A 25,270-nucleotide genomic window follows, 5' to 3' on the forward strand; every position below is an offset into this window, starting at 1 on the left:
GATCATCACGGCGTCGCAGGCCAAAAATTTTCCGTGTTCGCGGACATATTTGTCAATCCCCTCTCCACCCACTTCTTCCTCCCCTTCCAAAACAACTTTGATGTTTACGGGGAGTTTGCCGACCGTTTTCAGATAGGCTTCCATCGCGCAGATGTGGCTAAAGTGCTGGCCCTTGTTGTCCGAGGAACCGCGGGCAAATAAATTATCGCCAACAATCGTGGGTTCAAACGGCGGCGTTTTCCAAAGATCAAGGGGTTCGGGCGGTTGTACATCATAGTGGCCATATATAAGGATGGTGGGTTTGCCCGGTGCATGAAGCCAGTCGCCATAAACCAGAGGATATCCGCCGGTGGGAATCAACTGCACATGCTCAAGACCAATCTCTTTGAGAATTTTTGTTTCCAGATCGGCGCATTTTAAAACCTGATCTTTTTTTGCGGGCTGGGCTGAAATACTTTCCAAACGAATAATCTGTTTCAAACTCTCCAAAAAATGGTTTTTGTTTTTTGCAATATAATCGAGAACTTGTTGTGACATAAAACCTCCAGCCCAGCGCAATAAGACTCCTGTCAGATTTTTTCAAGGGAAAAGGATTAACGATGCTTTAATTTTTTTTCTTTGTTCCATACTTTATAACGACCAGCGGCGATTTCCCTTTCCGCGCTTTTGAGCTTTCTTAAAATATCGGGCTCGTCTTCCAGAATATCCAGCGTCTCAAGAATGGCCTCGTATTCTTCAAAAGGGAGAAGAGCGCTCACAGGCTCCCCGTCTTTGAGAATGATAAAAGATTCCCCCAACTCTTGATTACGTCGGGCCAATTCCAGCAATTGCTGTTTGGCTTTTGTGATGGTCAATAATTGTGCCATAGGTTACCTCCTAAATTTTTCATAAACTTCTTTGCGATGTTGTATTCTCAAAACTTCCACAATAATTTCTTCCTGATGGATTTTATAAATAATTCTGTAAACTCCAACTCGATAAGACCAATAATCTCTCAAATCACCTTTTAGCATTTTACCGATATGGGGATCTTGAGAAAGTTTATTTAAACCGTTTGTTAATTGCGTTTTATATTTACCAGTCACACCCTCATAAAAAGTAACGGCCTGTGATGATAATTTAAGTGTCCACATTGATAGCCATTTTAAATTCATTATTTCCTCACGTCAAGGGTTTTGGCGCTTGCTTCTAGATTTTTGTGGGCTTCTTGCCAGGCGGGGACTTCGGTGAAGAGGGCGGTCTTTTTTGCTTTCTCATAAAAGGGTTTGGCGACGAGACTTCCTTCCAACTCTTGCACTGTTTTGGCTTCCATTAGCAGGGGTTCCGATTTTTTTTGGAGCAAGTCATAGACTTTCTGTAGAAGCTGGCTCGTCTCTTCAGATGGGGGATAAGTCGAAACTATCTTTTTTAATTTCAAACCGATTTCTTCTAAATTTGGATTTTCTTTTTGCAACGCGGTTTCCCAATTTTTAAGCGCCGGTTTTAATTGTTCATTGAGTTTTACGGCACTCTCTTTGAGGCCCTCTTCCAACTCCCGATAAAAAGGGGGCTTCAAATCCTCCGGCTTGAAAAGCGCCAGCGCTTCTTTGTATTTTGGATAACCACCGCCATTTTTTGCTTCCGTTAATAATTTTTGCGCGGCTTCAAACTGTTTTTGAATTGCTTCGGATAAATTCTGACTTGTCTCATCTTTTGAAAGAGAACTTTGCAAACGGTTTAAAAGATTTTGTGATCTCTCTTCTTTCTCATCACGACGAAGACTCTCTTTCAAAACAAGAGCCGCTTGGCGCGGTTCCCCTTTTTCCAAAAAACCTCTCACCTCTTCCATGGTGCCGCGTGTTGGATCTGACATTTCCGGCGGTAGACTCTCTTTTTTTGCGGCCGGAACTCCTTGTTTAAGAAGGATCAGCGCTGTTTCAATTTTTTGTTTGAGGGGACTTTGAGGTTCCACAACCGATTGCAACGCCATCTGCCATTGAAGATTGGCTTCATTAAAACGGAGGGATTGATAATCTCTCAAACCTTCCAAATAAAATTGCTCCGACTGTTTTTGCAGTTCCGATGTGAGGTTTTTTATTTTCGATTGCGTTACAGCGAGGTTTGGGTCCAAAAAACGGGCAAGTTCGTAATTCCAAATTCCCTTTTTCCATTCTTGGATGGCAACATGATAATTTCCCTGTTCATAAAAATTTCCAACCAATATTTCGGCGGCGCGATTGTTTCCATAAGAAGAAATCGGCGACAAAAGCAGTAGAAATTTAATGACAAGCGAGCAAAAAACGTTTCGTTCCATCTTTTTCCCTCCAACTTCCCATTCTGATTTTTTCTCCGTCAAAATGAGTGACTGAATTCCCATCCTCTTTTGTTTTTTGGAAGAGGGTCAGAATATTTTGTGCCTCTCCGGGCTCCGGAAAAAGATCGAGCAGATGAGTCTTATTGGTTTCTGAGGAACAGGCGAGAACATTTCCCTCTTCGTCAAACATATAGACTTCTTCTCCAACCCATCGATGCAACAGGGGAATCCAATCCAGCGAGTGTTGGCAGATGGGCTTTGGCAGAGACTTGCTCGCTGGCTCTTTTTTACGACGCAACGAAAAATAGAGATAAAAACCAATTACCCCCAAAACAGGTGATAAAAATAAAAACTGGAGACCATAAAAATTGGGAACGTCGGGATGAAAAAGAAGAAGCGCCGTCCCCAAATTTTCCTGATTCAAACCCAATATCTCTTTTTTAAAAACAAGGTCGCCCCCTTTTTTTTGCGAAAAAATATCTTTTTCACCGAAGTGCTGGAGAGGAACCAAAACTTTTCCCTGAAAATCGCTAACCATGGCTTCCACAACGCCCTGTTGCTGAAGCAGATCACCAAGACCCACAAGAGGTTCCAATTGATTTTGGAGAGGGGTTCTGTTTGATGCGGCGAGCGTCGTGACATAAGACTCACCTCTCGCGATTTCTTTTCGCAGAAAATCTTTTTTTGTCTGATCAATCCAAAGCCAAGCAAAAAAAAGCCAGATTATACCCAGCGATATCAGAAGAAGATTGCGCAATTTCATAGAAATCCCTCGAAGCCTTTGGTTAGAAAACGAATGCCCAGTGGTGCAAAAATGGTTAAGAATACGGAAGGTAGAATGCAAAAGATCAGAGGTAATAAAATTTTCTGCGAGGCTTTGATGCCCAAACGCTCCACTTCCAAAAAACGCTCTGTGCGCATCTGTTCGGCGCTGGCCAGCAGGACTGGTGCTAGCGGAGTACCCAACTGAATGGCTTGCAGAAGCAGAGCGACAAACTGGCGAATCTCGGGCAGAGGCATTTTTTCTTTAAAATGTTGCAGTGATTCTTTTCGTGTTTGTCCCAGCTTCAAATCACTCTGCACTTCTTCGAATGCGATAAGCAGTGGAGTGGCGGGCAAAAGCTTCACCATTTTTTGAATGGCCTGCATCATATCAAGTCCCGCACCAACCGAGAGAGCCAGAAGATCCATGACGAGAGGCAAATCCTTGCGAATCAAACGCCAGCGTTCTCTTTTTTTAAGGATGATCCACAAAAAGGGGTAACCCGCGCCACACAACAATCCGATGAACAGCGAAAAAAAGGAGAAACCAAAAAGAAGCACGGCGATTAAAACTCCTTCCCACGCGAGACAAAAACTCCACGAAAGAAATTCAGACGGATTTAAAATTTTGTCGGCACCGGAAAGTTGCAACAACGAAGATAATTTTTTAGTCTGTTTTTCGAATAAATCCCTTTTAAAAAGAAATCCAAAGAGTGGGATCAAGGGACGATTCCAGACAAGCAGAGGTCCTTCCTTTTGAATCTGCTTCAATGCGGAAAACCACTGGGCTCTTAAATGTTCTTTCTCCAATTTTTTAAAAAAGAGAAATAAAATCCACCCAACCGCCCCGCTCATCATTACAGAGATTAGAAATATCATTTTCCCCCCGTCCATAGTCCATGGTCCATAGTCCCTTGTCCTTCTCCAAACGCCCATTCCATCTGCCAATGTTCCTTCCCCGTATTTTTTGTTACTTCTCCAGATAAAACAAACTGTTCCGCCACGGCTGATTTTGTTTTTGGATCGATCAAAATTTCTCCTGTCCCTTCCAGCGCGATATCCTGAATTCCATAAGCTTTGAGCTTTTGACTCAAATCCCTTTCTTCTTCCGTCAACGGAATAATTTCATCTTTTGCTTTGAGGGAAAGATGCTCCCGATATTTTTCGAAGCTTGTTCCAAGAATGTTGACGGTATTTTTGTCATCGAATGTTCTTTGCAACGCAAGCGTCGGAAAATCTTCAAAAATAAAGGGTGCTGTTTCCTCTAGAGACGGCAAACCCGCAAGATACCATGGAGAGCCGGAAATCAGATGATCCGGGAAAAGGCCGACGCGTTTATTAAAATAAATTTCATTTCCTTCGATGCGGGCAGAAAATTCACGCACCTGAGCTCCGCGTTTTTCAATATAGGTGATATGTTTTTGGGCGAGGGCCGGACTATGGACCATGGACCATAGACCAAGGACCAACAACAAAAATAGTGATTTTAGGTTTTTAGTCCCTTGTCCATGGTCCATAGTCCATTGTCCTTTCCCATGTCCTTTCATATTTCTATCCTCGACAAATGACGCATCCAGAACCAACCGCCTGCATCTAAAATTAAAATCGCGCAGAGAGCCATCCATCCCAGCGCGCTCTCCCACAAAGGAGAAATAAATTCGGGGGACAAACAAAAAAGTGCCAGTCCAAGACCCAAAGGCATGAATCCCAAAATCACTCCCTGAGTCATTCCCTGCGTTGTTTGAAGTCTGATTTTAGAAGAAACTTTTTTTCTTTCCCGCAAAATGTGCGCCAAATTTTCAAAATGCGGGACAAAATTTCCGCCAGTCTGGCGCAAAATCAAAACCGAATGCACCATCAAAGAAAAGTCGGCCAGTTTTAATGCGGACTCTTTTGCAAGAAGGGCTTCTTCCAGCGACCATCCCAAATTAACTTTTTCCAAAATTTCCTTGAATTCCTCTTTCAGAGGAGAAGGCCCCTCTTGACTCGCCATTTGCAAAGCTTGAGGGAAACTCAATCCCGCCTTCATCGCGTTGGCGACCATCGTAAAAAATTCCGGAAGTGTTGCTTCGATCTCCTTTAATTTTTTCCGTTTCATGCCAGCCCTCCGAAAATATCTTCAAGCAAAAAGACATCTCCTTCCAGTCCGGTTATCTTTGAAATTTGCGTGATTTTTCTCTCGCCACCGGACAATCTTGACACCTGAATAATCAGATCAATCGCCGAGGCGATTTGTTCCCGAATTACTTTGGAAGGAAGTTCCATACCCGAAAACATCACGAGAGTTTCCAGACGATTCAGCGCATCGCGCGGAGCATTGGCGTGAAGAGTTGTGAGCGATCCTTCGTGTCCCGTGTTCATCGCCTGCAACATGTCAAGCGCCTCGCCACCGCGGCATTCTCCGATCACAATCCGGTCGGGGCGCATGCGAAGCGCGTTGCGAACAAGATCACGGATGGTGATCGATCCCTTCCCTTCGATATTGGAGGGGCGCGATTCAAGCCGCACAACATGGGGTTGACGCAACTGAAGTTCCGCCGCATCTTCAATGGTGATAATGCGTTCCGTTTCCGGAATAAACGAAGACAAAACATTGAGAAGCGTTGTCTTGCCGGAACCGGTGCCGCCCGAAACAAGAATATTTTTTCGAGTCCGCACTGCTTCTTCTAAAAATGCAAATGTCTCCTCGCTGGCGGCTCCCATTTGTATCAAATTTTTCGGACCCAAAAGTTCTTTGGAAAACCGGCGGATGCTGATGACCGGACCATTGAGAGCCAGAGGAGACAGAATAATGTTGACGCGCGAACCATCATGGAGACGCGCATCAACCATCGGAGAAGATTCATCCACGCGTCTTCCCACCGGCAACAAAATTCGTTCGATTGTTTTTTGCAAAGAGTCGGCATTCAAAAATTTCAACGGGGTGAGGCGGAGTTTTCCCTTCTCTTCCACATAAATTGTACCTGCGCCGTTGACCAGAATTTCACTATAGCCGGAATTGGAGATCAATTTTTCCAAGGGACCAAGACCTAGCAATTCACTCAACAACTCTTCAAGCAGAGCCGTTTTATCGAGCGACTCTGGGAAAGTGTGTGATTTTGCCGCCATCACCTCTAAAATAATTTTGGAAATCTTTGGTCGGAGTTCCTTGTCTTCTTTTTCCGCTTTCAGTCCCTTTGCTTCCATTTCTTCCTGAACCGACCGCAGAAGCGCGATCTTTAAAGAGTTCGTGTCTTCGCCGGAAATGACTTGTTCAACAGAAGAAGGAGAAGAGATAGCCGAATCAATTCTATCTTCCTGTTTTTGAAGTGCCTCAATCACTTCTTCAACCGAAGAGCCCCGGCAGGAAATTTTTGAAAAATCGCTGACGGTTTTGTTTGTCAAAAAAGATTGTGCATCCCAATTCCACGCAACCCAACCTGTTTTTTCCAGAGGAAAATAATTCTGGATAAGCTCATCCGCTTTGCAACGCAATTCCTGCACGAGATTGGAATGGGCCTGCAAAACAAAAAGAAGGCAAAAACTTTTTTCCAACAGTGGAGTTATAAAAGGATTCCATCGCGAACCAATATCAGCCACGACATAATCAAAATGAACCAGCAAAGGTTCCAGAAGAGAAAAGGCACTCCGGGGTGTGAAATTGGAAAGTTCCGATCGCGCCTTTCCCCAACTAAGAGAATCAACGCCGTCGGAATTCTTCAAAAAACCATGAAGCCAATTTTTATCAACGGGCTCGGGAATTTTCTGCAAATCCCGCAAAGTCCGCCAACCATTTTGAGAAGAAGAAAGACGGCCCAAATCCCCCACATATTCAGGATGCCAATCCAAAAGAAGAACCCTAACCCCCTGCTTCTTCAATCCCAAAGCCAGCTTAAGCGCAAACGAAGAAGCTCCGACTCCATCTTTGACACCCATGATATTGATAAAACGTGTCATAGAAAAATTAAAAATCAAAAATTAAAAACCAAAAACACATATCAAAAATTAAAAATAACTACCTGCGGCCCTTCATTGTTAAAATGCTGGGGGCAAAAATATTGGCAAATTCTTGTGTTTCTTTTAACAAGGCATCGCAGGAAACAAGACATTCTTGCGACACAAGACCGCTTTCTTTTAGAAGAGAAAGCCAAAATCGCGATTCATTGGACGATTTCAACGAATGGTTGAAGTAGTTTTGATAGTCTTTTTTTGAACTGGCGCCTTGAGCTTCAAAATAATTTGCTCCAATGCTTGTACCGCTACGGACAAGCTGTCCAGAGATTTCCCGATAAATTGGTTCTTTAGGCAAATATTGCAAAAATTTTATCAAATTCAGGGAGTATTGGTATATTCGCCTTTTGAATTCCATGTGATGGCTTTGATAATTGTTTTGCATAGTTGTTTTTTATATTTGGTATGTGTTTTTAATTTTTGATCTTTGATTTTTGATTTTTCATGTAATCAAGATATTCTCGCATCGACCTCTCCTTAACCATTGCCTCTTCCCTCTTCTGCCACTCTTCCTGAGCCGCCTTGGCGTCGGCCAGTGGATCTGCGATGCGTGGCAAAACAAAAACTACGAGTTCGGAACGACTCGATTGAAAATCTTTCGAAAGAAAAAGTGTGAAGAGCGCGGAGGAGGTGGCCAAATCTTTGGGCACGCGATTGTAAGTCTTTACATCGCGATTGCTCAAAATTCCCCCCAACACCACCGCTTGTCCCAGAGGAAGATACGCCGTGGTGTTTAATGTGTGCGTGTTGATTCCGCCCTGAATGTGAGGCGAAGCCGAAGAAATGGTCGCGTTGAGTTTTAAATCAATGTCGCTCCCCGCCACAATGGGTTGCGCCTCCACTTTTACTCCCACCTCTTTGAACTGCACCGACTGCTGGGCATAATAAGGTACCTGCACGCCGCTGAAAAAATTTGCCAAGTCACCGCTTTTGACAAAAAGGGTTGGGTTTTCCAAAACACGCCCCAAACCTTTTTCCTGAATGAGACGGATTTTCGGCAAAAGATTCATCACAAAACCGATCAGCGATTGTCCCAAACCACCGATGCCTCCACCACTTCCACCTAACCCTTCACCGCCACCTTGAGGAAAAGAACCGGGCGCCCATTCAATTCCAAAAGAGCGCAAGGCCGATTTTTGAATCTCCATAAAATAAATGTCGAGTTGCACCATCGGTTCTTTTCCGGGATTGCGGTCTCCCTGTTTTACTTCAATGAGGTTGAGACAGTTGGGGTCATAAAGTTTTGCAATCTCGAACGCCTTGTTGGAGGCCGATTGGCTAAAAGCCACGCCTTCCAAAATCACACGGTCTCGCACCGAGCGAACCTTGATCCCCGGTGTCGCGATTGCTTTTTCAATGCGCGAGGTAAGTGTGTCCAGCACCGGTTTTGCAAGTGTCACTTCGTTGACAATTTGCGGATAGCGCGCGGAAAAACTTTGTATCCTTTTATAATCGGAGGGCGATGGCGCCTCGCCCACAATATGAATGGTGTTGTCTTGTGTGATAAACTGAATCGAAGAGATCGAACCAAACGATTGTTTCGCCTCTCCCAAAATTCCTTTGAGGTTGGTGCCGTAAACAGTGACAGGAATGACATCTCTCGCCTCACCCTGTTTATCCCACAGCGTAAGCGTTGTGAAACCCTCACCCTTGGCGTTCAAATAAATTGATTTGCGGTCTTCCTGAATAAAAAAGTCGGCAACTTTCGGATCCGTCAACGCTACATCGCCGATTTCATATTCTGTAATGAGCGTGTTTGATTCGCCGCGGGAGAGAGACTGCGCGGGAAGAGACTGTGCCCTTGCCAATAACGGAGTGAAAAATAAAAAATTAAATACCAAAAATGAAAAACACATATCAAAAATCAAAAATTTTTTATTTTTTGTTTGTATTTTTGATTTTTGGTTTTTGATTTTTAATTTTTTCATTATTTGCCCCTATACTCCCTGTATCCGTTGCTCCGCACATGGCCTTTCATTCCCAATACGTCCAACATTGTGGTGGGGCTTAAGGAGAGCGGCTCCTCTTCCAAGAGAGGGCGCAAGGCGAGTGAGATTTTGGATTGTGTTTTTGCGAATTCGATTGTTTGCGCTTGTCTCGGAGTAACACAGAGTGTGATTGTTTTTTTCCGCGAAGCAATATTTTCGGAAAAAGAGCTTCCCGACAAAAAACTTTTCTTGATACTGTTTTTGGCCACCGTTTCCAGCGTCACTTTGGAGCCGAGGTCTTCCCCCACCGCCAACACAAGAATTTTTTGCGCCACGGTTTGTGTTGTCACAGAGGCGGTGTCGGTGGAATCTTCGATCTCAAATGTCGCCAAAATATCGACAAAATTATTGGGTCGCACCAGCCCCGCCACGCCGCCTGCATCATCTATATCCAAACTTAACGCCCGCATTCCTTGTGGAATTTTTACCGCCAGCCCCGTAATACTGCTCAAGGCCATCAACTTCGTTTCTAAAATTTGTTCCCCTTTCAAAATCGGGGCGGCGCTCACAAAACCTACGGCTGACTCCAAAGAAGTCGCCGGACTCGGTTGCAAAAAGCGGCGTGGAATTTGTGTTGTTTGAAGCAGTGATTCATCCAAACGCGTGCCCTCCAAAATATCTTTTTTCGCCACAAGCACGGAAATCGGTTCCTCCAGCGAGTTAAACCGCGCTTCTTTTGCTTTCAAAAAACCCCAAACAAGAAAGAGACTGAAAAAAGCAAACAGGGAGGCGAGCAAAACTGGTTTTTGTTTCCATTTCATTTTTTCCTCCCGTCGCAAATGGCTGGATCGATTTGGCAGGGTCTTTCCAAAACAGAAACGGAGAGTTCTTTTTTCTGTAACGTTTCGATCTGTTTATGTTCCGCATTTATCAAACGAAACCGGGACTCTGTCGAAATTTTAAAAAGCTTCATAAAGGCCCAGAAAAAAACGAGCATGAGCGGCAACAAGAGAATCAGTTCCGTTGTGGCGGCGCCTTTTTTATTTCTGATCATAAAATGTCTCCACAGGGACCCTTGCGGTCCGATAAAACAGTGCGTCTGATTTTTCCGGCGAAAGGGCAAAACGCCAAAGAGAACCTCCATAAGGTTCCGCCGCCGAGAGGGCTTTCAAAGCGTGTCCCTGTTTTTTAACTTCGGCGGATGCTGAAAAACCAACAATGGTGGACGGGTCCTTCACAAAAGCCATACGCAATGGCAAGCTGACTCTTGGAATGCGCTCATGACCTGTGGGGTTAACCATCACGCCGTTTATTCTGTCAAAATAGAAAGTCTCCTGAGGTCCGTCTTTTAAAACAATGGGCGGCTGGAAAACCTGCGTCAAGTTGGACTGGGGAAACTCTTCATGAAAAATACGGTTCGCGATTTGATAGGCTTTTGGATAAGCAGTTTGACCCAACTCTTCCATTTCAGACAAAAGGGCTTCTTGATCTTTTAGAGTTTTTTGAATCTGGTTTCTCGCCTCTTTCTCCGTTTTTCTGGAGCCATTTTTTAGAAAATCTTCTTTGCGGTCGAGAAAGAGTTGATGAACTTTCCAATTTAAAAGCGCCATCTGATTTAAAACTTCGGTTAGATAACCGGCGCCCGCATACACCGCCCGATCGGTCGTTTCTTGCAGACGAATCTTTTCAAAAACCAGTTTTGAAAACTGAACGGTTGTTACCAACAGCAACATCAAAATGGGAATGATGAGGATAAAAAAGACAACAACCTGTCCCCGTTCACCTTTTTTTGTTTTTTTCAATAACTGCATAGTGCGTAGTTTCCTTCCTCTCCGCAAAACGGAATCGGATTGTCCATTTGGGGTTGCCGCCATGCGTCTTGTTTATCTTGGTGCAAAAGATCGAGTTGAACACCATTCAGAGAAAAATGAAGTGGGGCGTGGGTTACAATCGGTCGTGGATAAATTAATTGCGATTCCGCCTCAGCTTTGTCCGTTTGATAGAGACTCAAAAGTCTTGACTGTTTATGAGCCGCGTAGTGCATCAAGTGTCCCTGCAGAACCCAAATCGCCACGGCCACCAATGCGAGAACAATCCCTACCACCCACGGCAAAATCAAAATAAATTCGACAAGACCGGCTCCGCGACAGTTTTTCATGGGTTGGCCTTTGTCATTTCCTGATTTGTCTTGAGAGTTTCAGTGATATTCGCTCCCAATCCGTTAACCCCTTCCTGAAATATGGGAATGATGCGTGAAGCCGCGGCCACAAGCCCAATCACAATCACGGCGATCAGAAGCATATATTCCGTGGCGCTCTGCCCTTTCTGATTCCGCAAAATTCTGCATTCTATTTTAGACTCCGCAAACTCTTCGAGTTTGCTTCGCGGTCTGGCAAAGCCAAACCTTGACTTAGATGATTTGTTCAACATGATTGCCTCCTTTAGTTGATAGACTATTTGATAGACTATGGACTACGGACCATGGACTATAGACTTCAGACTCAACGGCTCTGATTAAACCGAACAAACATCTTGCAGTTTTTTGGCAGATTAGAGTCAGCTCTTCAAAAAGAGAACTATTTAAAAACAAAAGACGTCTTGAAATCTCCAACAGCGCTTCTGTTTCAGAAAGAGATCCCCTAGCTATATACAAAAAATTTAAATAGTCCTTTTTATGCTGTCTGCTGGCTCCTTCCGCAATGTTTGCCAACGTGGAAATGGCAGCGCGTCGCATCTGAGAAATCAAACCGTAACGTTCTTCCTTTGAAAAATTTGAGGTACGAGTATAAATTTGAACCGCAAGGTCGCTGGCTAAAATCCAAGCCTGTATATTTTTAAAGTTTCTCATCATCGTCATGGTCCTTGGTCCATTGTCCATGGTCCCTAGTCCTTTTCACGGTTTTGCCACTCTCTCCGACAGGTCGTGATGCCAAGCAAGAAAAGAAGCTCCTACGCTTCGCCCTCCGTGGCCCGGGTTGTAAAACGCCGCCGCCAGCCAAAAAGCCAGAAGCGCCACGACCAAAACATATTCCACCACGACTCCTCCTTTGTTATTGGGCTTGTCGCCGAAGTCATTCTGAGGAGCGTTAGCGACGAAGAATCTCATTCTGATACTGTTACCAAATTGGATTCTTCGCCCTTCGGACTCAGAATGACACTTTGTCGACAAACCCTTATTGGAACCCATATTGATTTTTATCTAGTGCAGGAAAGGGGCCAGCCGGAGAGGGGGTTATTTTTTAGATGAACTGACGAAGATGCATCAATTCCGTACAGGCCTGCATCAAATCGGTCTTTGTTAATATTATTCCTTTACAGGGCGATAAAATATGACTAAAATTTACCCATACGAAGGTAAAATATGAATAAAAATGAAATTGTGACGCTTATTTATGATTGGCAGAACCTAATCCTGAAAAGAAAGGGTGTGGAACGTTATAACGAATCTGCCATCCTCTCCGCGATTACATCGAAGCCAATCAAAATAATTACCGGGTTTAGAAGAGCTGGTAAATCATTTCTGGCACAAAGAATCGCAAAAATACTCGTCGAGAAAAAGGAATATAAAATTGAAAACATTCTCTACCTGAATTTTGAGGATTATAATTTGGCCGATATCAACTCGGCAAAGAAGTTGGGGGAGATATATTCCGTTTTTCTATCCGACATTGCAAAAGACGGTCTTAAATTAATTTTTCTTGATGAGATACAAAACGTGCATGGTTGGGACAAATTTGTAAGAACGATATATGAAAAAAGCGACGACACGACAATCATACTCACCGGTTCAAATTCCGAACTTCTTTCGGCAGAACTCGGTTCAAATCTTGCAGGAAGGTACATTGAGTTTTTTCTTTTTCCGTTCAGCTTTAGAGAATTTTTGAGTTATAAAAAAATTGAAGTAAAAAATGAAAAAGACTATTTGAGGCAAAAAGCGGAACTCGAAAAATTGTTTTTCGAATACGCATGTTTTGGCGGCCTTCCTGAAATTTTTGAAATTGCGAGCGAAGATGCGAAATACTCCTATCTCAAGGGCATCACGACCAAAGTTGTACTCGATGATATCGTAAAAAGATTTAAGGTAGATAACATCGATGTTTTAGAGCGTTTACTGAGTTATGTCCTTTCGAACATTGGCACTGTTGTTTCATATACCAATTTAAAGGACAGGATAAAATCTCTCGGCATTGAAATTAAGGTCGAAACGGTCATTAAATACATCAATTATTTTACCAAAGCATTTGTTGTTTTGGAGCTCAACAAATTCGACTGGAAACAACGCAAGATATTTTCTTCATCGAAAAAGTTTTACTCAATAGATGCGGGGCTGGCCGGCCTGTATCGCACAGGTCGTGAAAATTTTTCTATGAAACTGGAAAATCTCATTTTCCTCCATCTGAGAAGAAAAACTGACAAAATCTTTTATGGAATAAATGAGCGCGGGCGGGAAATTGATTTTATTCTCAATCGTGATGGCAATGCTTTTGACAAATATCAGGTTTGTTCCGATCTCAATAAGGATAATCTGGCCAGGGAACTGGGCGTTTTCGATCTTTCTGACAAATATCTAAAGAAAGGAACCAATCTGATTCTGACATTAACGAACGAGCTTGAATCCGCTGTTCTCAAAAAACACAACGCGAGTCACTCCAATATAATGAAATGGCTTTTGGAAATTTAAGGTTTTTCTGTTGACAAATTGCGGTGAAAATATAATCAGAGAGCACATGCTCTGCGAATGTTCTCTTTCTGAAAAACAAGCTGTCTCCACCAAACAAGCAAAAAACCTATATCTTCGGTCTACGTCTTTTTTTGTTTCTTTTTATTTTATAAAACCAATATTCCAACAAGGAGGAAAAAATGGGTAACACTGTTGTTGCGTTGTCGCTGGATCGTGTTTTTCGTGCAGTAGGAGAAACTTACGGAAGCGTGCAGGAAAAGGATTTGCGCTACTTTTTGGGAAGCTACGGGTTGCGCGATAAAGACAGTTTGTCCCTTGTACAGGGGGAAGATGGAGAAGCCACGGCATCGCTTGATCTTCAGTTATCATCCGGACCCATCAAAGGAATTTTACGTTTTAGTAAATCGGGAAATGTGTCTGAATCCGTCTCAAGTCCGAATTTTTCTTTTTTCTCGCAGAAAATGGGCAGACCAAATACCCTTGTAACCCGTTTTTTATTTGCATTGGCCTTTGGCCCACAAAATTTGGACACTCCCCTTTCCGATGAAGAAACCAAACTTTTTGCCGGTGCAAAGCTACTTTATGACAATCCGACCCCTTATGACAAAAGAGCGGATCTTACGCAAAAAATTGCAAATCAGCTTCTCTTCGCGGCACGCATGATTGAGCTGGCCGACCAAGAGGGCAATGCTGGCGAACTTCGGACTGAGTTTTCCAAAAAGGTCGGACAATTGGACACAGACGAACTACCCGGTTTGAATAACAATGATGCTTTGGAACGCCGCGCTCTCGTTTCAAGTCTCATGGTCGGTACTTTTGTTCAAATGGAAGCGGGTGCCAGAGCTTGCGCAAAACTTGGAAGATGTTTGGTCATTGCCGAACACCCAACATGCACAGGGAAAAAAATTGAAGACTCAGCACGTTATCATTATGTTTATCGTGGAGTAGAAATCTTCGCAGTGGGAAGACCTTTATGCGCAGATCCCCAAAAACAATATCAGGGATGGGGGATGGGAAAATATTATTAGGTTTTTCAATTCAAGGGCACATCCGGAAACCGTGATAATTGGGAACCTCCCAAAACTGCCCAGATGCTATGGCTGAGCGAACCCGCAACCGGAGCATACCTTTAATGGTATGTGAGGATTGCGGATTTGCGGGCAACAACGCAGATGGACAGTTTTCGGAGGTTCCCTCAAGGCGGGTGGCCTGTGGCCAAAGCTACGGGATAACCCATCCCCTTGGGAACTTTGAGGGGATAGCCGGGCGGGAGGGGAAGACCGCCGTTAAAAACTTCCGAACGGATGGCGGGATTAAGGCGCCGTAAAGCTTTCATATCTATGGCAAGTCTGCCGGCCATTTCGGGAAGATTTAGAAAATCAGGCGTTTTGACGATATCGTATTGCTCCAACAAATCATTTTCCGGCGTTCCGAAGGTTTCCTTTTGCCATTTAAGAATTTCCGCCACCGCCAAAAATTCCGGATAATAATTTCGAGACCAAAATCCGTAAGCGGGATCGTCATATTCATGAATGATAACGGCGATATCTTTGGTCTTCAATTTTTTCCACGCCTTCTCAATCCGCCCAAGACCGGAATGATAGGAATTGACGGCCAAGCCCCAATCCCCGGTTCTTCGATGCAAATCCTTGAGAAGGCGGGCGGCGCCATCGGAAGCGTGAATCGGATCATTGCGTCCGTCCCAAAAGGAATTCATGGGAACATATTCTTTTCCGATCTTCGGCATAAATTGCCACAAACCCGATGCCCCGATTTCCGAAAGTGCTTTGGGATTAAACATGGATTCAATAAACATCAACGCCGTCAGTTCCCCGGGCAAACCATAAGATTCAAAAACGGCTTCAATGTCTCCCAGAGTTTGGGTGGACTTGGCAATTGCAGACTGAAGATTGGATCGCTGTCCCACCTGCACGCGAATGCGGTTTTGCGCCTCCCTGTATTCCGCACTCAAAGGTTTTTTCAGGCGTAAGGAACAGGACAAAAACATTTTTTCATAATATTTTTCTTCGGGAGTCAATTTTTCCTGCTGAACACCTTGGGCCAGATGTTCCAAAGAAACCGTGATTTTTTCACGGACATTTACCACTTGAGTACGAATGATTTCCTCTTTTTGTTTCGGAGAAAGATCTTTGCGCTCCCCTATTTTGGAAAAATCCAGAACTTGGTAGAGAACATTGAGACACTTGTCATCATGAAGGAGAACTTGCCTGCGGTCATAGGTGCCAAAAACCGTTTTCCAAAAACGAACTTCATCGGAAAGGGAAGGGGGAGAAGGAAAGTGCTTGAGTGCGTAAGTGCTTGAGTGCGTCGGTGCCGGAGAAAAGAAAAAACCAATAAAGACAAGAAACAACAGACGCAACATTTTTTTATCCAACTTAAGTACTTACGTACTTACGCACTTTTTTTACGTGCCACATTCTTTTGGAAACCGGTATTTCACAATCAGATCACAATTTTGATGCTGAAGAATTTGTTGGCATTGATCCGCATGGGGCCATTGGGTGGTATCGGCAATTTTCCCGACGAGCGAAAAAAGATCCCGCGTCATCCCGTCCACACAGTCCCCGTCGCTCCACTTTACCCGGCATTCATTGAGTCTTTGACAAATCGCACCGGCGATTTTTTTTGTCTCATCCAGAAGCGGCTGAAGGTCCTTCGCGGCCTTGATTTCCGGCGCTTTTTGAACCGGCGCCGTTTCAGCTTTTTGAGGCGCCTTGCGGCACCCTGTCACAGCTACAAAAAAAACTAAGAGAATGAAAAATATTTTCTTCATGTTCATTCCTCCATGACAATTTTCGTTACTGTCAGTTTTGCCTTGACCACGGGTGATTCTTTATCTTTTGCACTCAATTTCGCTTTGACCACCCGCATCAGCTGAGACGAAGTTTCCACCTGATGTAAAAACCGGATCAACTGCGGCAGTTCCGTTTCCGCATCAATATCCACCGTATATTCCTTGTAAAATTCGCGGACCTTTCCTTCCTGCGGTTTCATGTCCGCCAGCGTAACCTCATTGGCCCTTGCCGTTTTTTCAATTTCGGAGAGCATCATGGCCGCCTCCTCCCCCTTGCCGGACGGCTTTCTGATAAATTTGCGGTATTCCTCAAAACGCTTCCCGATATCTTCCTTCATGGTGATGTTGATCATGTTCTGTTCCAGTTTTTTTTCCTCTTCAACGGTTCGTTCTTTGAGTGAAACATAAGAATCATACAAGGGCCTCGCCACCAGAAAATCCGCGAGCAAAAACGCCAGAACGGCCGCTGTGCCCAGCGAAAGCATTTTCTCCCTTTTGGAGAGTTTGTCAAACCTTGCTTGTATATCTTTGATATTCATTTATAATCCGCACACAATTTCAAATTCAGACATGTTTTTGTCGCCCATTTTTTTCTTGCTCACCTGCTCGGATTTCACGGTCTTGAATATCTTCAGACTTTCCAGCGCCTTTGCATATTCAAAAACCTCGGACATCTCGCCCGCGTAACCTTTCAGGATGATTTTGTCTCCATCCAGATAATCGAGGGAATCAAAATAAACCGAATGAGGAATAGAGGCGGATATTTCCTTCAAGTATTTCAGAAAAGATTTGTCGGCATTCGTCCTGTTCTGGATCATTTTCAACTTTTTGACCTTTCCCTCGACATCGGAAGCCGCTTCCGACGTTCTTTCAATATTTTTTTCCAGCTCTGAAATATAACGAAGCCGCTTGTAAAAATCCCCGCCGATGAAAAAAAGAATGGCGGCGATCAGCGCCAAAGAGAGCGCTCCGGTCAGCATGAGCTGTTTTCCCCTTTTTTTCACCAACCGTTTGAGCTTCACTTCTTCCGGGGTAAGATCAAAGAGAAGCCGGATCCCGCCGTTTCCAAATCCGATCAAAGATGCAATGGAGGGTGCGGATTCTTCCGGTCCGCGCGCAAAATCCACATCCATGGCGGGATCCATCAGCTCCACGGACATTTCAAGGACCTCTTCCATTTTCTCCCTCAAACAGGAAAATTTTCCGACCGGTCCTGCCAGCACCGCCTTTTCAGGAGAATCAAGGCTGGCTTCATCCATCGTGAGCTTCACAACCTTTTTGAGTTCCTCGCAATATCTTCCGGCCGTATCCGCCCCAACCGGATCGGTCAGGGTAAAGGAAAATCCCCTCGAGAAAGCAAAAGCTCCGTTTTTGCAAAAAACCACATCCGTGGAAGTCGCGTCGGGTTCCACCAGCATAATCACGCCGCCTGACACAGCCAGATCGTTCTCTTTTTGCCTTTTCAGATACCAGCGCAAAAGCCCTTCCGAGCTGATGCCGATGCGATCCACTTTCAGACCGGATTGTTCCAAAATATCCAGTCTTTCATCCACGAACTTGCGTTGACAAAACGCGATGACGACGTCGCTGTATCCTTCTTCCTTGCGGCTTGCGGTCACCGCATAAGAGATGACCACTTCGTTTCTGGAATACGGCGTCTGCTTGACCGCCTGCATCTTGACAATGTCGTCTATTTCGCCGTGTTCCGTGGATGGAATTTCGATCAGCCTTAAATTCACCATGTTTCTCGGCAGATATGTCGTCACATGCCGGCTTTGAAGCGCCACTTCCTTTAAAATTTTCGGAATGGCTTCGTGCAAGGGTTCGCGAATCTCTGAAATTGATTTTGTCTTGAGATACGTTTCCGTTTTTTTCTTTCGGGTGAGGACCTGAAAAATTTTAAGGCAATCCGTGCCGATCTCCACGACAACGCTTGCGCCGGATTTTTTAAAAAGATTCGTTTTAAAAAAATTCAAAAGATCCATTTTATTCATTCCATGATTTTAATTCACCGTTTCGATTGACGACAAAACCAATGCTTTTTCTGCGTTGTCCTCCAAAATCAATGACCAGATTGCCCCGATAAACATCGGAACGCACGCCCAAAAGTCCCAAAGACACCGCCCGTTCCAACTCCGCCTTATCTTCACCGCCAAGTCCCAAGGTTTCCGCGATAAGGCCTATCTGCAACGTCTGCTCAAAAATCACATTTTTTCTTGAACCGGCAATAGTTTGGGCCCCACCATATGAAAGGCCGAGACAGCGAAGGGTATCCACATCCGCCGTATTGATATTGACTTGTCCCAAACCATAAATCGTCACTGCCCCCCGGATTTTTTCAAAAACTTTCGCGGACATTCCGGGAATCCACCAAAGTTCTTCCATCGCCTCCAAATCCGCGTTTTTGCACGAGTAGGGTTTTTGGAGCTTCTCGCATTCTTCCGTCTCATTTTCCTTTCCACCCTCTTTTACCACATTGGCATCTCGCCAATCCACAAGACTCAAAGAAAAATTTTCAGCTTCAGACGGCGTCATTTGTCCCATGATCTGAAACACCTTCGAAAGAACATCGGCCGGTACACGGTTGATATTTATTTTTCCCTCTTCATCCGTCAGGCCGAAGCGTCCTTCCCTCCCCAACAGACTGTAGTGTACGCCATCAAAAGAAATATCTTTAAACCGAGTCTTGTCATCCGCCCATCCCTCTTCAATCCCGTCATAGCCTTGGGTTTTGTCGTCTTTGATAATGCTCAAGGCCTCTTCAAACACCCGGCCGGAAACAGCAAACGACTTGGCCATCCATTTTATCCTGTTGGCCGCGTCACTGTTCGCGGACACAAGTCCTCCCACCGCCACGGCCAAAATCGCCAAAAATGTGACGGCCCAAAGGCTTAAAATAGCTATGGACCCTCGCTCCCCGCGATGCTCACGGAAAAACGATTGTAAATTGTCTTTCATTGTTGTCCGCCATAACGGTTTTTAAACGCACGGCCTGTGGGGCCTTATTTTCTTTCCAAGCCGTTTGCCATAAATGCGAATCCTGATATTCGAAGATGATTTTTTTGACGCCCTGAATTTCTTTCTGGCATTCTTTTTTAATCCCTTTGATCCAATCGGCATAGGAGGTTTTTTCGAAGCAAAGGCTTTGAGATGCCGCATCATAATAATAGCGGATGCGCCCCGGTTCCTGATGGAGCGCCTCTCCCTCTTTGTCCGTCTTTACCAAAACAAGGCCCGGAAAAGAAATTTCGTTTTCCGCGCCCTCAAATCCGATGGCCTTGAAGGCAAAACTGTTCCGTAAATTTTTCTGCATTTTTTCCAGAGCCAAAAATAGATGCATCTCGCTGGCACCCCGATCCAGACGTTTCCAAATGTGGACTCCCGCGGAGAGGGAGGAATAAATCGCGAGGGCAATCACCGCCACAATGGAAACGACGAGGAGCATTTCAATCAGCATGAAGCCGTTTTTATTTTCTGACATAAGTTGCCGCCGTCAGTTTGCGGCCGCTTCCTTTTTTTTCCACTTCAACTTCCAGTTCGTAGAGATCCTTTGGCAGTGCCTTTTTGATTTTTGTCGTCCATTCCCAATGGCCTTCCTTTCCGCTTTGACTCGCGGATATTCCAGAATCGAAGCGCATTCCCAACCGGCCCTCCGCCATTTTCTGATGAAGAATCCAAAAACCTTCGGCCGTGAACTGCGCTCTTTTATACGCCTCCAACGCGGTATGGTAACCCCCGATAATAGGAATCAGCCCAACCGCCAAAATGACCACACTCAAAAGAACTTCAATGAGTGTAAAGCCCTTGCAATTCTTAGTCCCAGTTTCCAATGTCGTCATTGCTCTCTACCCCATCCCTCCCCGTGGAAAAAAGATCATAACCGTTTGGATTATGCGTGCCCGGGGATTTATATTTATAAGGCCTGCCCCATGGGTCCACCGGTTTGTTCGTCAAATACGGTCCGTTCCACTGAGAACCGTTGGATCCGGATGGGGCATGAAACAGGATTTCGAGTCCTTCTGCCGTGGTGGGAAAAGCCCCCATGTCGATTTCGTACATCTTCAGGCCCGTAGCGATGTTGGCGCGGATGTCCGCTTTCGCGGCCGTCATTTTTGCCTTTTCGGACCGCCCGGTGAGTCTTGGAACAACCATGGCGGCCAAGGCCGAAATAATGGCGACAACCAGAAGAATTTCAATCAGTGTAAAACCTTTTTTGTTCATACGCCTCCCATCACATCCATTTGGAATACAGGCAATAACATGGCAAAGACAATGAATCCGATAATACCGCCCACGGCCAAAATCAGCACCGGTTCGATAAGCGTCGTCGAGGATTTCAGCAATCCTTCAATCTCTTTTTCATACGTATCTGAAAGATAGGAAAGCGTCTTTCCCAGATGACCGCTTTCCTCTCCCACCGAAACCATGTCCAGCGCCATGGGAGGAAAATAGCTGATTTTTTTTAGTGCCACGGCAAGAGACGCCCCCTTGACTACCAAGTCCCCTTCCACTTCCTTAAAACGGTTTCCGATGATTTCGTTGTCCACCGTCGCGGCAGACAACGGTACGGCCTTGAAAAGAGGGACACCATGATCCAAAAGAAGGCCCAGTGTCCTGCTGAAATTCAAAACCGCGCTCTTAATCACAAGCGACCGGACAAAAGGAATTTTCAATTTTATTTCATCGAAGAAACGTTTTTTGGAAGACTGACCGCTCAGACGTTTGACAAAAGCGATTGCAAGGAGAACAAATCCCAAAATCCAATACCAGTTTCCGGAAAGAAAATGGCTGATCCCCAAAACCACGGCGGTAGGCCACGGCAGGTCCTGCTGATTGCTTAAATAAACTCCCAAAAGCCTCGGCAAAAAATAGGTGAGAAGAACAAATACGGTGAGGCTCCCCATCACCAAAATAAAAACAGGATAAACAAGCGCTCCCCAGATTTTTCCGCGAATTTCCTCGTTTCTTTCCTGATGGAGTGCTAACTTTTCTATCATTTCTCCCAAAACACCGCCGGACTCGCCGCCGCGCACCATGTTGACCAAAAGGGGCGAAAAAACTTTGGGATTCTGCTCAAACGCCCCGGAAAGCGTTAATCCGGCACGCACGGAGGCAGACAGGTCCGCGGTGAGATTTTTCATACCGCCTTTGCGCGCCTGTCCCTCCAAAAGGACAAGAGCCTTGAGGACGGGGACGTTTCCCTTGAGGAGGTTCGCCAAATTTCGCATGAAGAGAAGAATTTCTTTTCTTTTGACGACAATGTCCGCGCGTTTTCTCGCGGAACTTTTCCCCGATCCGTCACTGGGCTTCAAGCGAATGGGCACCAATCCTTGGGCATCCAAAAGTTTCACGGCTTGATCTTCACTGGACGCCTCTAATTCTCCCTCAACCACTTCTTTGGGTCCCTTTTTTGCCTTGTAAATATATTTCATAAAAATGCCTATGCATTTGAATCCCGTTCTGTCATTCCCGCGTAGGCGGGAATCCAGAAGCCCTTAAAATCACTGGATCCCCGCCGGAGTTTACCCCTGCGGAGGCAGGGGCGGGGATGACAAAAGAGGGCAAAAGTTTTCTTATAGGACTCAAGTGCATATGCATTTTTCATAAATCCATTCCGATTTCCGTGACGCGGGCTACTTCTTCGGGCGTCGTGAGACCTAATAAAACTTTTGACCATCCGTCTTCGACCAATGTTGTCATCCCTTTTTCTATCGCCATTTTTTTGATTTCACCAGCCGGGGCTCGTTTCAATATCAACGATCTCACCTCATCCCCCACGGGTAAAAATTCATAAATGGCCGTGCGCCCCGCGTAACCGGTATTGCCGCATTCTTCACAACCACGCCCGCGGCAAAAGCCGGCTTTGACCGGACGCTTTGCGTTCAAGGCTGAAACTTTCGCGAGCCATTGGCTGGATTCCTCCGCAGAAATTTTTTCCTTGCAGGCAGGGCAAATCATGCGGACAAGCCTCTGGGCCACAAAGGCCTCAACGGAAGAGGCAATCAGAAACGGGTCCACCCCCATATCCACAAGCCTTGCCACGCCGCTTGCGGCATCGTTGGTATGCAGTGTGGAAAAAACAAGGTGTCCCGTCAGGGCCGCCTGAATCGCAATTTTGGCCGTTTCCGCGTCCCGCACCTCACCGACCATGATAACATCCGGGTCGTGCCGCAGGATGTTTCGAAGGGCGCGCGCAAACGTAAGTCCCACGGCGGCATTCGCCTGAATCTGAGTGATCCCCCCGATTTCATATTCGACCGGATCTTCCACCGTAATGATTTTTCTCTCCCGCGAATTGATTCTGGAAAGACAGGTATATAATGTGGTGCTCTTGCCGCTACCGGTGGGGCCCGTTACAAAAACAATCCCATGAGGCTTGGCGATTAACTGCTCAAAAATTTTCAGGGCTTCTTCCTGCATCCCCAGATTTTCAAAACGAAACTCCGCCTTGGAAGGTAAAAGTCTTATCGCCAAATCTTCGCCGTGTCTTGCCGGCATGCTGGAAACGCGCAGGTCAAATTCCTTGGGGCCAATCTGGATGCGGCTTCGGCCGTCCTGAGGGAGGCGCTTCTCCACGATATCCATCCCCGCCATAATCTTGATGCGGGAAAGGATGGCGGGCGCCAGATACCGGATGTCCATGGGCAGATGGGCGTCGGATAAAACGCCGTCCACGCGGTAACGCACCGCGATTTTTCCACGGGCCGGCTCCACATGGATATCGGTGGCTCCTCTACGAACAGCCTCTTCCAAAATTTGATTGACCAGTTTGACTACCGTGGCATCTTCCGAAGATTCCGAATCCCCGCTGATCTCCGAAACTTCCTCTTTTGCCGAAATATCCGAAATGGAAACCGAGTCTTCGTCTTCCGTGAGAATTTTCTCAACTGTTTCCGCGCCGACGCCGTAATGTTTGCGGATGGCTTCCGCGATATCTTTCCTGCAGGCCAGAACAACCCGCGGATGCAGACCCACATTCACTTCAACGTCATCGAGAGGCCAGTTGTTTAATGGGTCGTTCACCGCGAGGGTCAGCACGTTTCCTTCCCGTTTTACGGGCATTATTTTGTAATAAGTCACCAGTTTGATGGGCAGGGCCTTGACCGCTTCCGGGGAAATTTCGGTTTTTTTAAGATCAATAAAATCGATGTGCAACTGTTCCCCCAAGGCAAGGAGCACATTTTTCTCCGTCACCTTTCCCATTTTTTCCAGTATTTCGCCGATGGGCCTCCTGCTTTTTTGCTGTTCCTTGAGAGCGGTGTCCACATCTTCCTTGGTCACCAGCCCTTTTTGCACCAGAATTTCTCCCAAACGTAGCCTCATAAAAAAATTAAAAATTAAAAATAAAAAATTAAAAATAAAAAATCAAAAATAAAAAATTTAGAAATCAAAATTTAAAATCCCCAATCAAAATAATTTTCCAATCATGTAAAATTTTCCGGCATCTTGGCCGTCCATCTCTCCGCTCATGATTTTTTCACAACCTGAAAGTGTTTCCTCCACTTCGACATAGGTTCCCTTCTTTCCGGTATGAATTTCCGCCACGTAAAAAGGCTGTGTCAGAAAATTTTTGAGTTTCCTCGCTCTTTCATAAAGAGTTTTGTCGGATTTGGAAAGCTCTTCCACACCGATAACCGCAACAATGCGGCGCAATTCTTCGTACTTGGCAAACATTTTTAGAGTTTCTTGGGCAATGTCGAAATGGCGCTTGCCCACAACATCCGGGTCCAAATTGGAGCAGGATGAAAGCAGGGCATCAATGGCCGGATACATGCCCATCTGAATCATTTCACGCGAAAGCACCATGATGGAATCCAGATAACTGAAGATCGTCACCACGGCAGGGTCCGTGAGATCATCGGCGGGAACGTAAACCGCTTCAATTGCCGTGATGGAACCCCCCTCATCCAAAGAGCGGATGCGCTCCTGAAATTCGCTGACTTCGGAAGCCAGCGTCGGCTGATAGCCCGTTTCGGAAGGCACCCTCCCCAGAAGAGTGGATATCTCCGCGCCCGCCTGCACGAAGCGATAAACATTATCCATAAAAAATAATACATCCTTATTTTGTTCCTGAAGATATTCCGCCATCGTAATGCCGGTCAGCACGGCCTCAAAGCGGGCCCCCGGCGGTTCGTTCATCTGGCCGAAGACCATCATCACGCGGTCCAGAATTTTTTTGTTCACGAATTCGTGATAAAGCTCGTTGCCCTCGCGGATGCGCTCCCCAACGCCCGCAAACACGCAGGCACCCTTGTATTCCCCCGTGATGTTGTGGATGAGCTCCAAAGTCAAAATGCTTTTTCCCAAAGCGGCGCCGCCCAATATCCCCGTCTTGCTCCCTTTAACGAGCGGAAACAAAAGGTCTATGATCTTGATTCCCGTCTGCATCACTTCGAACTGTTCACCAGCAAGCCGGTCCGTATCCAAACTAAGCCTTGAAATATCTTTGTGAATAGTCCTGAATTCCGAAGGGGGAATGGGCCCTTTGCGGTCAATGGGTTCACCCGCTACATTGACAATTCTGCCAAAGAGCGATTCTCCCACGGGGACTTTGACGGCACAACCCGAAGGCTTGACTTCGGCGTTTCTCTGCAAATTCAGCGTAGAGGCAAGGGAAATACATCGCGCGATATTTCCCTCCAAATGTTCGGCCACTTCCAAAAGAAGATCCCTTTTGTCGAAGGTCCGAACATTCAGAGCCGTGTACAAATCGGGCACCTCGGAGGCCTCTTTAAACTGAACGTCCACCACGGGCCCCTGCACGGCGATGACTTTTCCCGATGCTATCTGTTTTTCGTTTA

General features: G+C 45.6%; 31 protein-coding genes. 2 read left to right on the top strand and 29 right to left on the bottom strand.

Annotated features, from left to right (window positions below; translation table 11 throughout):
- The 18 genes from HY877_06755 to HY877_06840 all read right to left on the bottom strand — a co-directional run.
- On the bottom strand, window positions 1-537 hold a 537-nt coding region (locus HY877_06755; GenBank protein ID MBI5299970.1), incomplete at its 3' end, for a M20/M25/M40 family metallo-hydrolase.
- A gap of 56 nt (window positions 538-593) precedes the next feature.
- Window positions 594-866, bottom strand: coding sequence for a type II toxin-antitoxin system Phd/YefM family antitoxin (locus HY877_06760; protein MBI5299971.1), 273 nt, complete (start codon window positions 864-866; stop codon window positions 594-596).
- A 3-nt stretch (window positions 867-869) separates the two neighbouring features.
- A complete protein-coding gene (locus tag HY877_06765) occupies window positions 870-1,154 on the bottom strand; it encodes a type II toxin-antitoxin system RelE/ParE family toxin (GenBank protein ID MBI5299972.1) in 285 nt (94 codons plus the stop codon).
- Window positions 1,154-2,293, bottom strand: coding sequence for a hypothetical protein (locus HY877_06770; protein MBI5299973.1), 1,140 nt, complete (start codon window positions 2,291-2,293; stop codon window positions 1,154-1,156). Before HY877_06770 ends, HY877_06765 begins: the two co-directional genes overlap by 1 nt.
- Complete coding sequence (locus tag HY877_06775; protein ID MBI5299974.1) at window positions 2,259-3,056, bottom strand: hypothetical protein; 798 nt, start codon at window positions 3,054-3,056, stop codon at window positions 2,259-2,261. The genes HY877_06770 and HY877_06775 overlap by 35 nt, the downstream gene beginning before the upstream one ends.
- A complete protein-coding gene (locus tag HY877_06780; GenBank protein MBI5299975.1) occupies window positions 3,053-3,934 on the bottom strand; it encodes a type II secretion system F family protein in 882 nt (293 codons plus the stop codon). Before HY877_06780 ends, HY877_06775 begins: the two co-directional genes overlap by 4 nt.
- A complete protein-coding gene (locus HY877_06785) occupies window positions 3,931-4,572 on the bottom strand; it encodes a hypothetical protein (protein MBI5299976.1) in 642 nt (213 codons plus the stop codon). Before HY877_06785 ends, HY877_06780 begins: the two co-directional genes overlap by 4 nt.
- A 26-nt stretch (window positions 4,573-4,598) precedes the next feature.
- Complete coding sequence (locus HY877_06790; GenBank protein MBI5299977.1) at window positions 4,599-5,153, bottom strand: type II secretion system F family protein; 555 nt, start codon at window positions 5,151-5,153, stop codon at window positions 4,599-4,601.
- Window positions 5,150-6,991 carry a Flp pilus assembly complex ATPase component TadA gene (gene tadA / locus HY877_06795; GenBank protein MBI5299978.1) on the bottom strand — a complete coding sequence of 614 codons (1,842 nt, stop codon included), beginning with the start codon at window positions 6,989-6,991 and terminating at the stop codon, window positions 5,150-5,152. The genes HY877_06790 and tadA (HY877_06795) overlap by 4 nt, the downstream gene beginning before the upstream one ends.
- 58 nt (window positions 6,992-7,049) lie before the next feature.
- A complete protein-coding gene (locus HY877_06800; protein MBI5299979.1) occupies window positions 7,050-7,430 on the bottom strand; it encodes a four helix bundle protein in 381 nt (126 codons plus the stop codon).
- Between the two features lie 28 nt (window positions 7,431-7,458).
- Window positions 7,459-8,973, bottom strand: a complete 1,515-nt coding sequence (locus tag HY877_06805) for a pilus assembly protein N-terminal domain-containing protein (GenBank protein MBI5299980.1) — start codon at window positions 8,971-8,973, stop codon at window positions 7,459-7,461.
- On the bottom strand, window positions 8,973-9,794 hold the full coding sequence (gene cpaB, locus HY877_06810; GenBank protein MBI5299981.1) for a Flp pilus assembly protein CpaB: 822 nt from the start codon (window positions 9,792-9,794) through the stop codon (window positions 8,973-8,975). Before cpaB ends, HY877_06805 begins: the two co-directional genes overlap by 1 nt.
- On the bottom strand, window positions 9,791-10,027 hold the full coding sequence (locus HY877_06815; protein ID MBI5299982.1) for a hypothetical protein: 237 nt from the start codon (window positions 10,025-10,027) through the stop codon (window positions 9,791-9,793). The genes cpaB and HY877_06815 overlap by 4 nt, the downstream gene beginning before the upstream one ends.
- Complete coding sequence (locus HY877_06820; protein ID MBI5299983.1) at window positions 10,014-10,784, bottom strand: DUF29 family protein; 771 nt, start codon at window positions 10,782-10,784, stop codon at window positions 10,014-10,016. The genes HY877_06815 and HY877_06820 overlap by 14 nt, the downstream gene beginning before the upstream one ends.
- Window positions 10,772-11,131, bottom strand: coding sequence for a pilus assembly protein (locus HY877_06825; GenBank protein MBI5299984.1), 360 nt, complete (start codon window positions 11,129-11,131; stop codon window positions 10,772-10,774). The genes HY877_06820 and HY877_06825 overlap by 13 nt, the downstream gene beginning before the upstream one ends.
- Entirely contained in the window at window positions 11,128-11,403 is a 276-nt protein-coding gene (locus tag HY877_06830; protein MBI5299985.1) for a hypothetical protein, read from the bottom strand. Before HY877_06830 ends, HY877_06825 begins: the two co-directional genes overlap by 4 nt.
- Complete coding sequence (locus tag HY877_06835) at window positions 11,384-11,821, bottom strand: four helix bundle protein (protein MBI5299986.1); 438 nt, start codon at window positions 11,819-11,821, stop codon at window positions 11,384-11,386. Before HY877_06835 ends, HY877_06830 begins: the two co-directional genes overlap by 20 nt.
- A 45-nt stretch (window positions 11,822-11,866) precedes the next feature.
- Window positions 11,867-12,079: a hypothetical protein gene (locus HY877_06840; GenBank protein ID MBI5299987.1), complete on the bottom strand. Its 213-nt coding sequence runs from the start codon at window positions 12,077-12,079 to the stop codon at window positions 11,867-11,869.
- A gap of 255 nt (window positions 12,080-12,334) precedes the next feature.
- Here HY877_06840 and HY877_06845 point away from each other — a divergent pair, with 255 nt between their 5' ends.
- Together HY877_06845 and HY877_06850 are read left to right on the top strand one after the other, a co-directional pair.
- Entirely contained in the window at window positions 12,335-13,654 is a 1,320-nt protein-coding gene (locus HY877_06845) for an ATP-binding protein (protein MBI5299988.1), read from the top strand.
- A gap of 179 nt (window positions 13,655-13,833) precedes the next feature.
- On the top strand, window positions 13,834-14,682 hold the full coding sequence (locus HY877_06850; protein MBI5299989.1) for a hypothetical protein: 849 nt from the start codon (window positions 13,834-13,836) through the stop codon (window positions 14,680-14,682).
- A 167-nt stretch (window positions 14,683-14,849) separates the two neighbouring features.
- Here HY877_06850 and HY877_06855 read toward each other — a convergent pair whose 3' ends face one another.
- From HY877_06855 to HY877_06905, 11 genes are all read right to left on the bottom strand, one after another.
- Window positions 14,850-16,037 carry a lytic transglycosylase domain-containing protein gene (locus HY877_06855; protein MBI5299990.1) on the bottom strand — a complete coding sequence of 396 codons (1,188 nt, stop codon included), beginning with the start codon at window positions 16,035-16,037 and terminating at the stop codon, window positions 14,850-14,852.
- A gap of 42 nt (window positions 16,038-16,079) precedes the next feature.
- Window positions 16,080-16,448, bottom strand: coding sequence for a hypothetical protein (locus HY877_06860; GenBank protein ID MBI5299991.1), 369 nt, complete (start codon window positions 16,446-16,448; stop codon window positions 16,080-16,082).
- 2 nt (window positions 16,449-16,450) lie between these two features.
- A complete protein-coding gene (gene pilO, locus HY877_06865; protein ID MBI5299992.1) occupies window positions 16,451-17,008 on the bottom strand; it encodes a type 4a pilus biogenesis protein PilO in 558 nt (185 codons plus the stop codon).
- Window positions 17,009-18,463, bottom strand: coding sequence for a pilus assembly protein PilM (gene pilM, locus HY877_06870; GenBank protein MBI5299993.1), 1,455 nt, complete (start codon window positions 18,461-18,463; stop codon window positions 17,009-17,011).
- Window positions 18,456-19,427, bottom strand: coding sequence for a general secretion pathway protein GspK (locus tag HY877_06875; protein MBI5299994.1), 972 nt, complete (start codon window positions 19,425-19,427; stop codon window positions 18,456-18,458). Before HY877_06875 ends, pilM begins: the two co-directional genes overlap by 8 nt.
- Window positions 19,396-19,950, bottom strand: a complete 555-nt coding sequence (locus tag HY877_06880; protein MBI5299995.1) for a type II secretion system protein — start codon at window positions 19,948-19,950, stop codon at window positions 19,396-19,398. The genes HY877_06875 and HY877_06880 overlap by 32 nt, the downstream gene beginning before the upstream one ends.
- The gene (locus HY877_06885; protein ID MBI5299996.1) at window positions 19,937-20,308 is read right to left on the bottom strand and encodes a prepilin-type N-terminal cleavage/methylation domain-containing protein; all 372 of its coding nucleotides are present in this window, start codon (window positions 20,306-20,308) and stop codon (window positions 19,937-19,939) included. The genes HY877_06880 and HY877_06885 overlap by 14 nt, the downstream gene beginning before the upstream one ends.
- Window positions 20,283-20,690, bottom strand: coding sequence for a type II secretion system major pseudopilin GspG (gene gspG / locus HY877_06890; GenBank protein ID MBI5299997.1), 408 nt, complete (start codon window positions 20,688-20,690; stop codon window positions 20,283-20,285). The genes HY877_06885 and gspG overlap by 26 nt, the downstream gene beginning before the upstream one ends.
- A complete protein-coding gene (locus HY877_06895) occupies window positions 20,687-21,901 on the bottom strand; it encodes a type II secretion system F family protein (GenBank protein MBI5299998.1) in 1,215 nt (404 codons plus the stop codon). Before HY877_06895 ends, gspG begins: the two co-directional genes overlap by 4 nt.
- 169 nt (window positions 21,902-22,070) lie before the next feature.
- Window positions 22,071-23,792 (bottom strand): Flp pilus assembly complex ATPase component TadA, encoded by a 1,722-nt coding sequence (gene tadA / locus HY877_06900; GenBank protein ID MBI5299999.1) that lies wholly within the window; start codon window positions 23,790-23,792, stop codon window positions 22,071-22,073.
- A gap of 84 nt (window positions 23,793-23,876) precedes the next feature.
- The gene (locus tag HY877_06905) at window positions 23,877-25,256 is read right to left on the bottom strand and encodes a F0F1 ATP synthase subunit beta (protein ID MBI5300000.1); all 1,380 of its coding nucleotides are present in this window, start codon (window positions 25,254-25,256) and stop codon (window positions 23,877-23,879) included.
- Between the last annotated feature and the right edge of the window lie 14 nt (window positions 25,257-25,270).

The sequence above is a fragment of the Deltaproteobacteria bacterium genome (assembly GCA_016213065.1).
Lineage (GTDB): Bacteria > UBA10199 > UBA10199 > SPLOWO2-01-44-7 > SPLOWO2-01-44-7 > JACRBV01.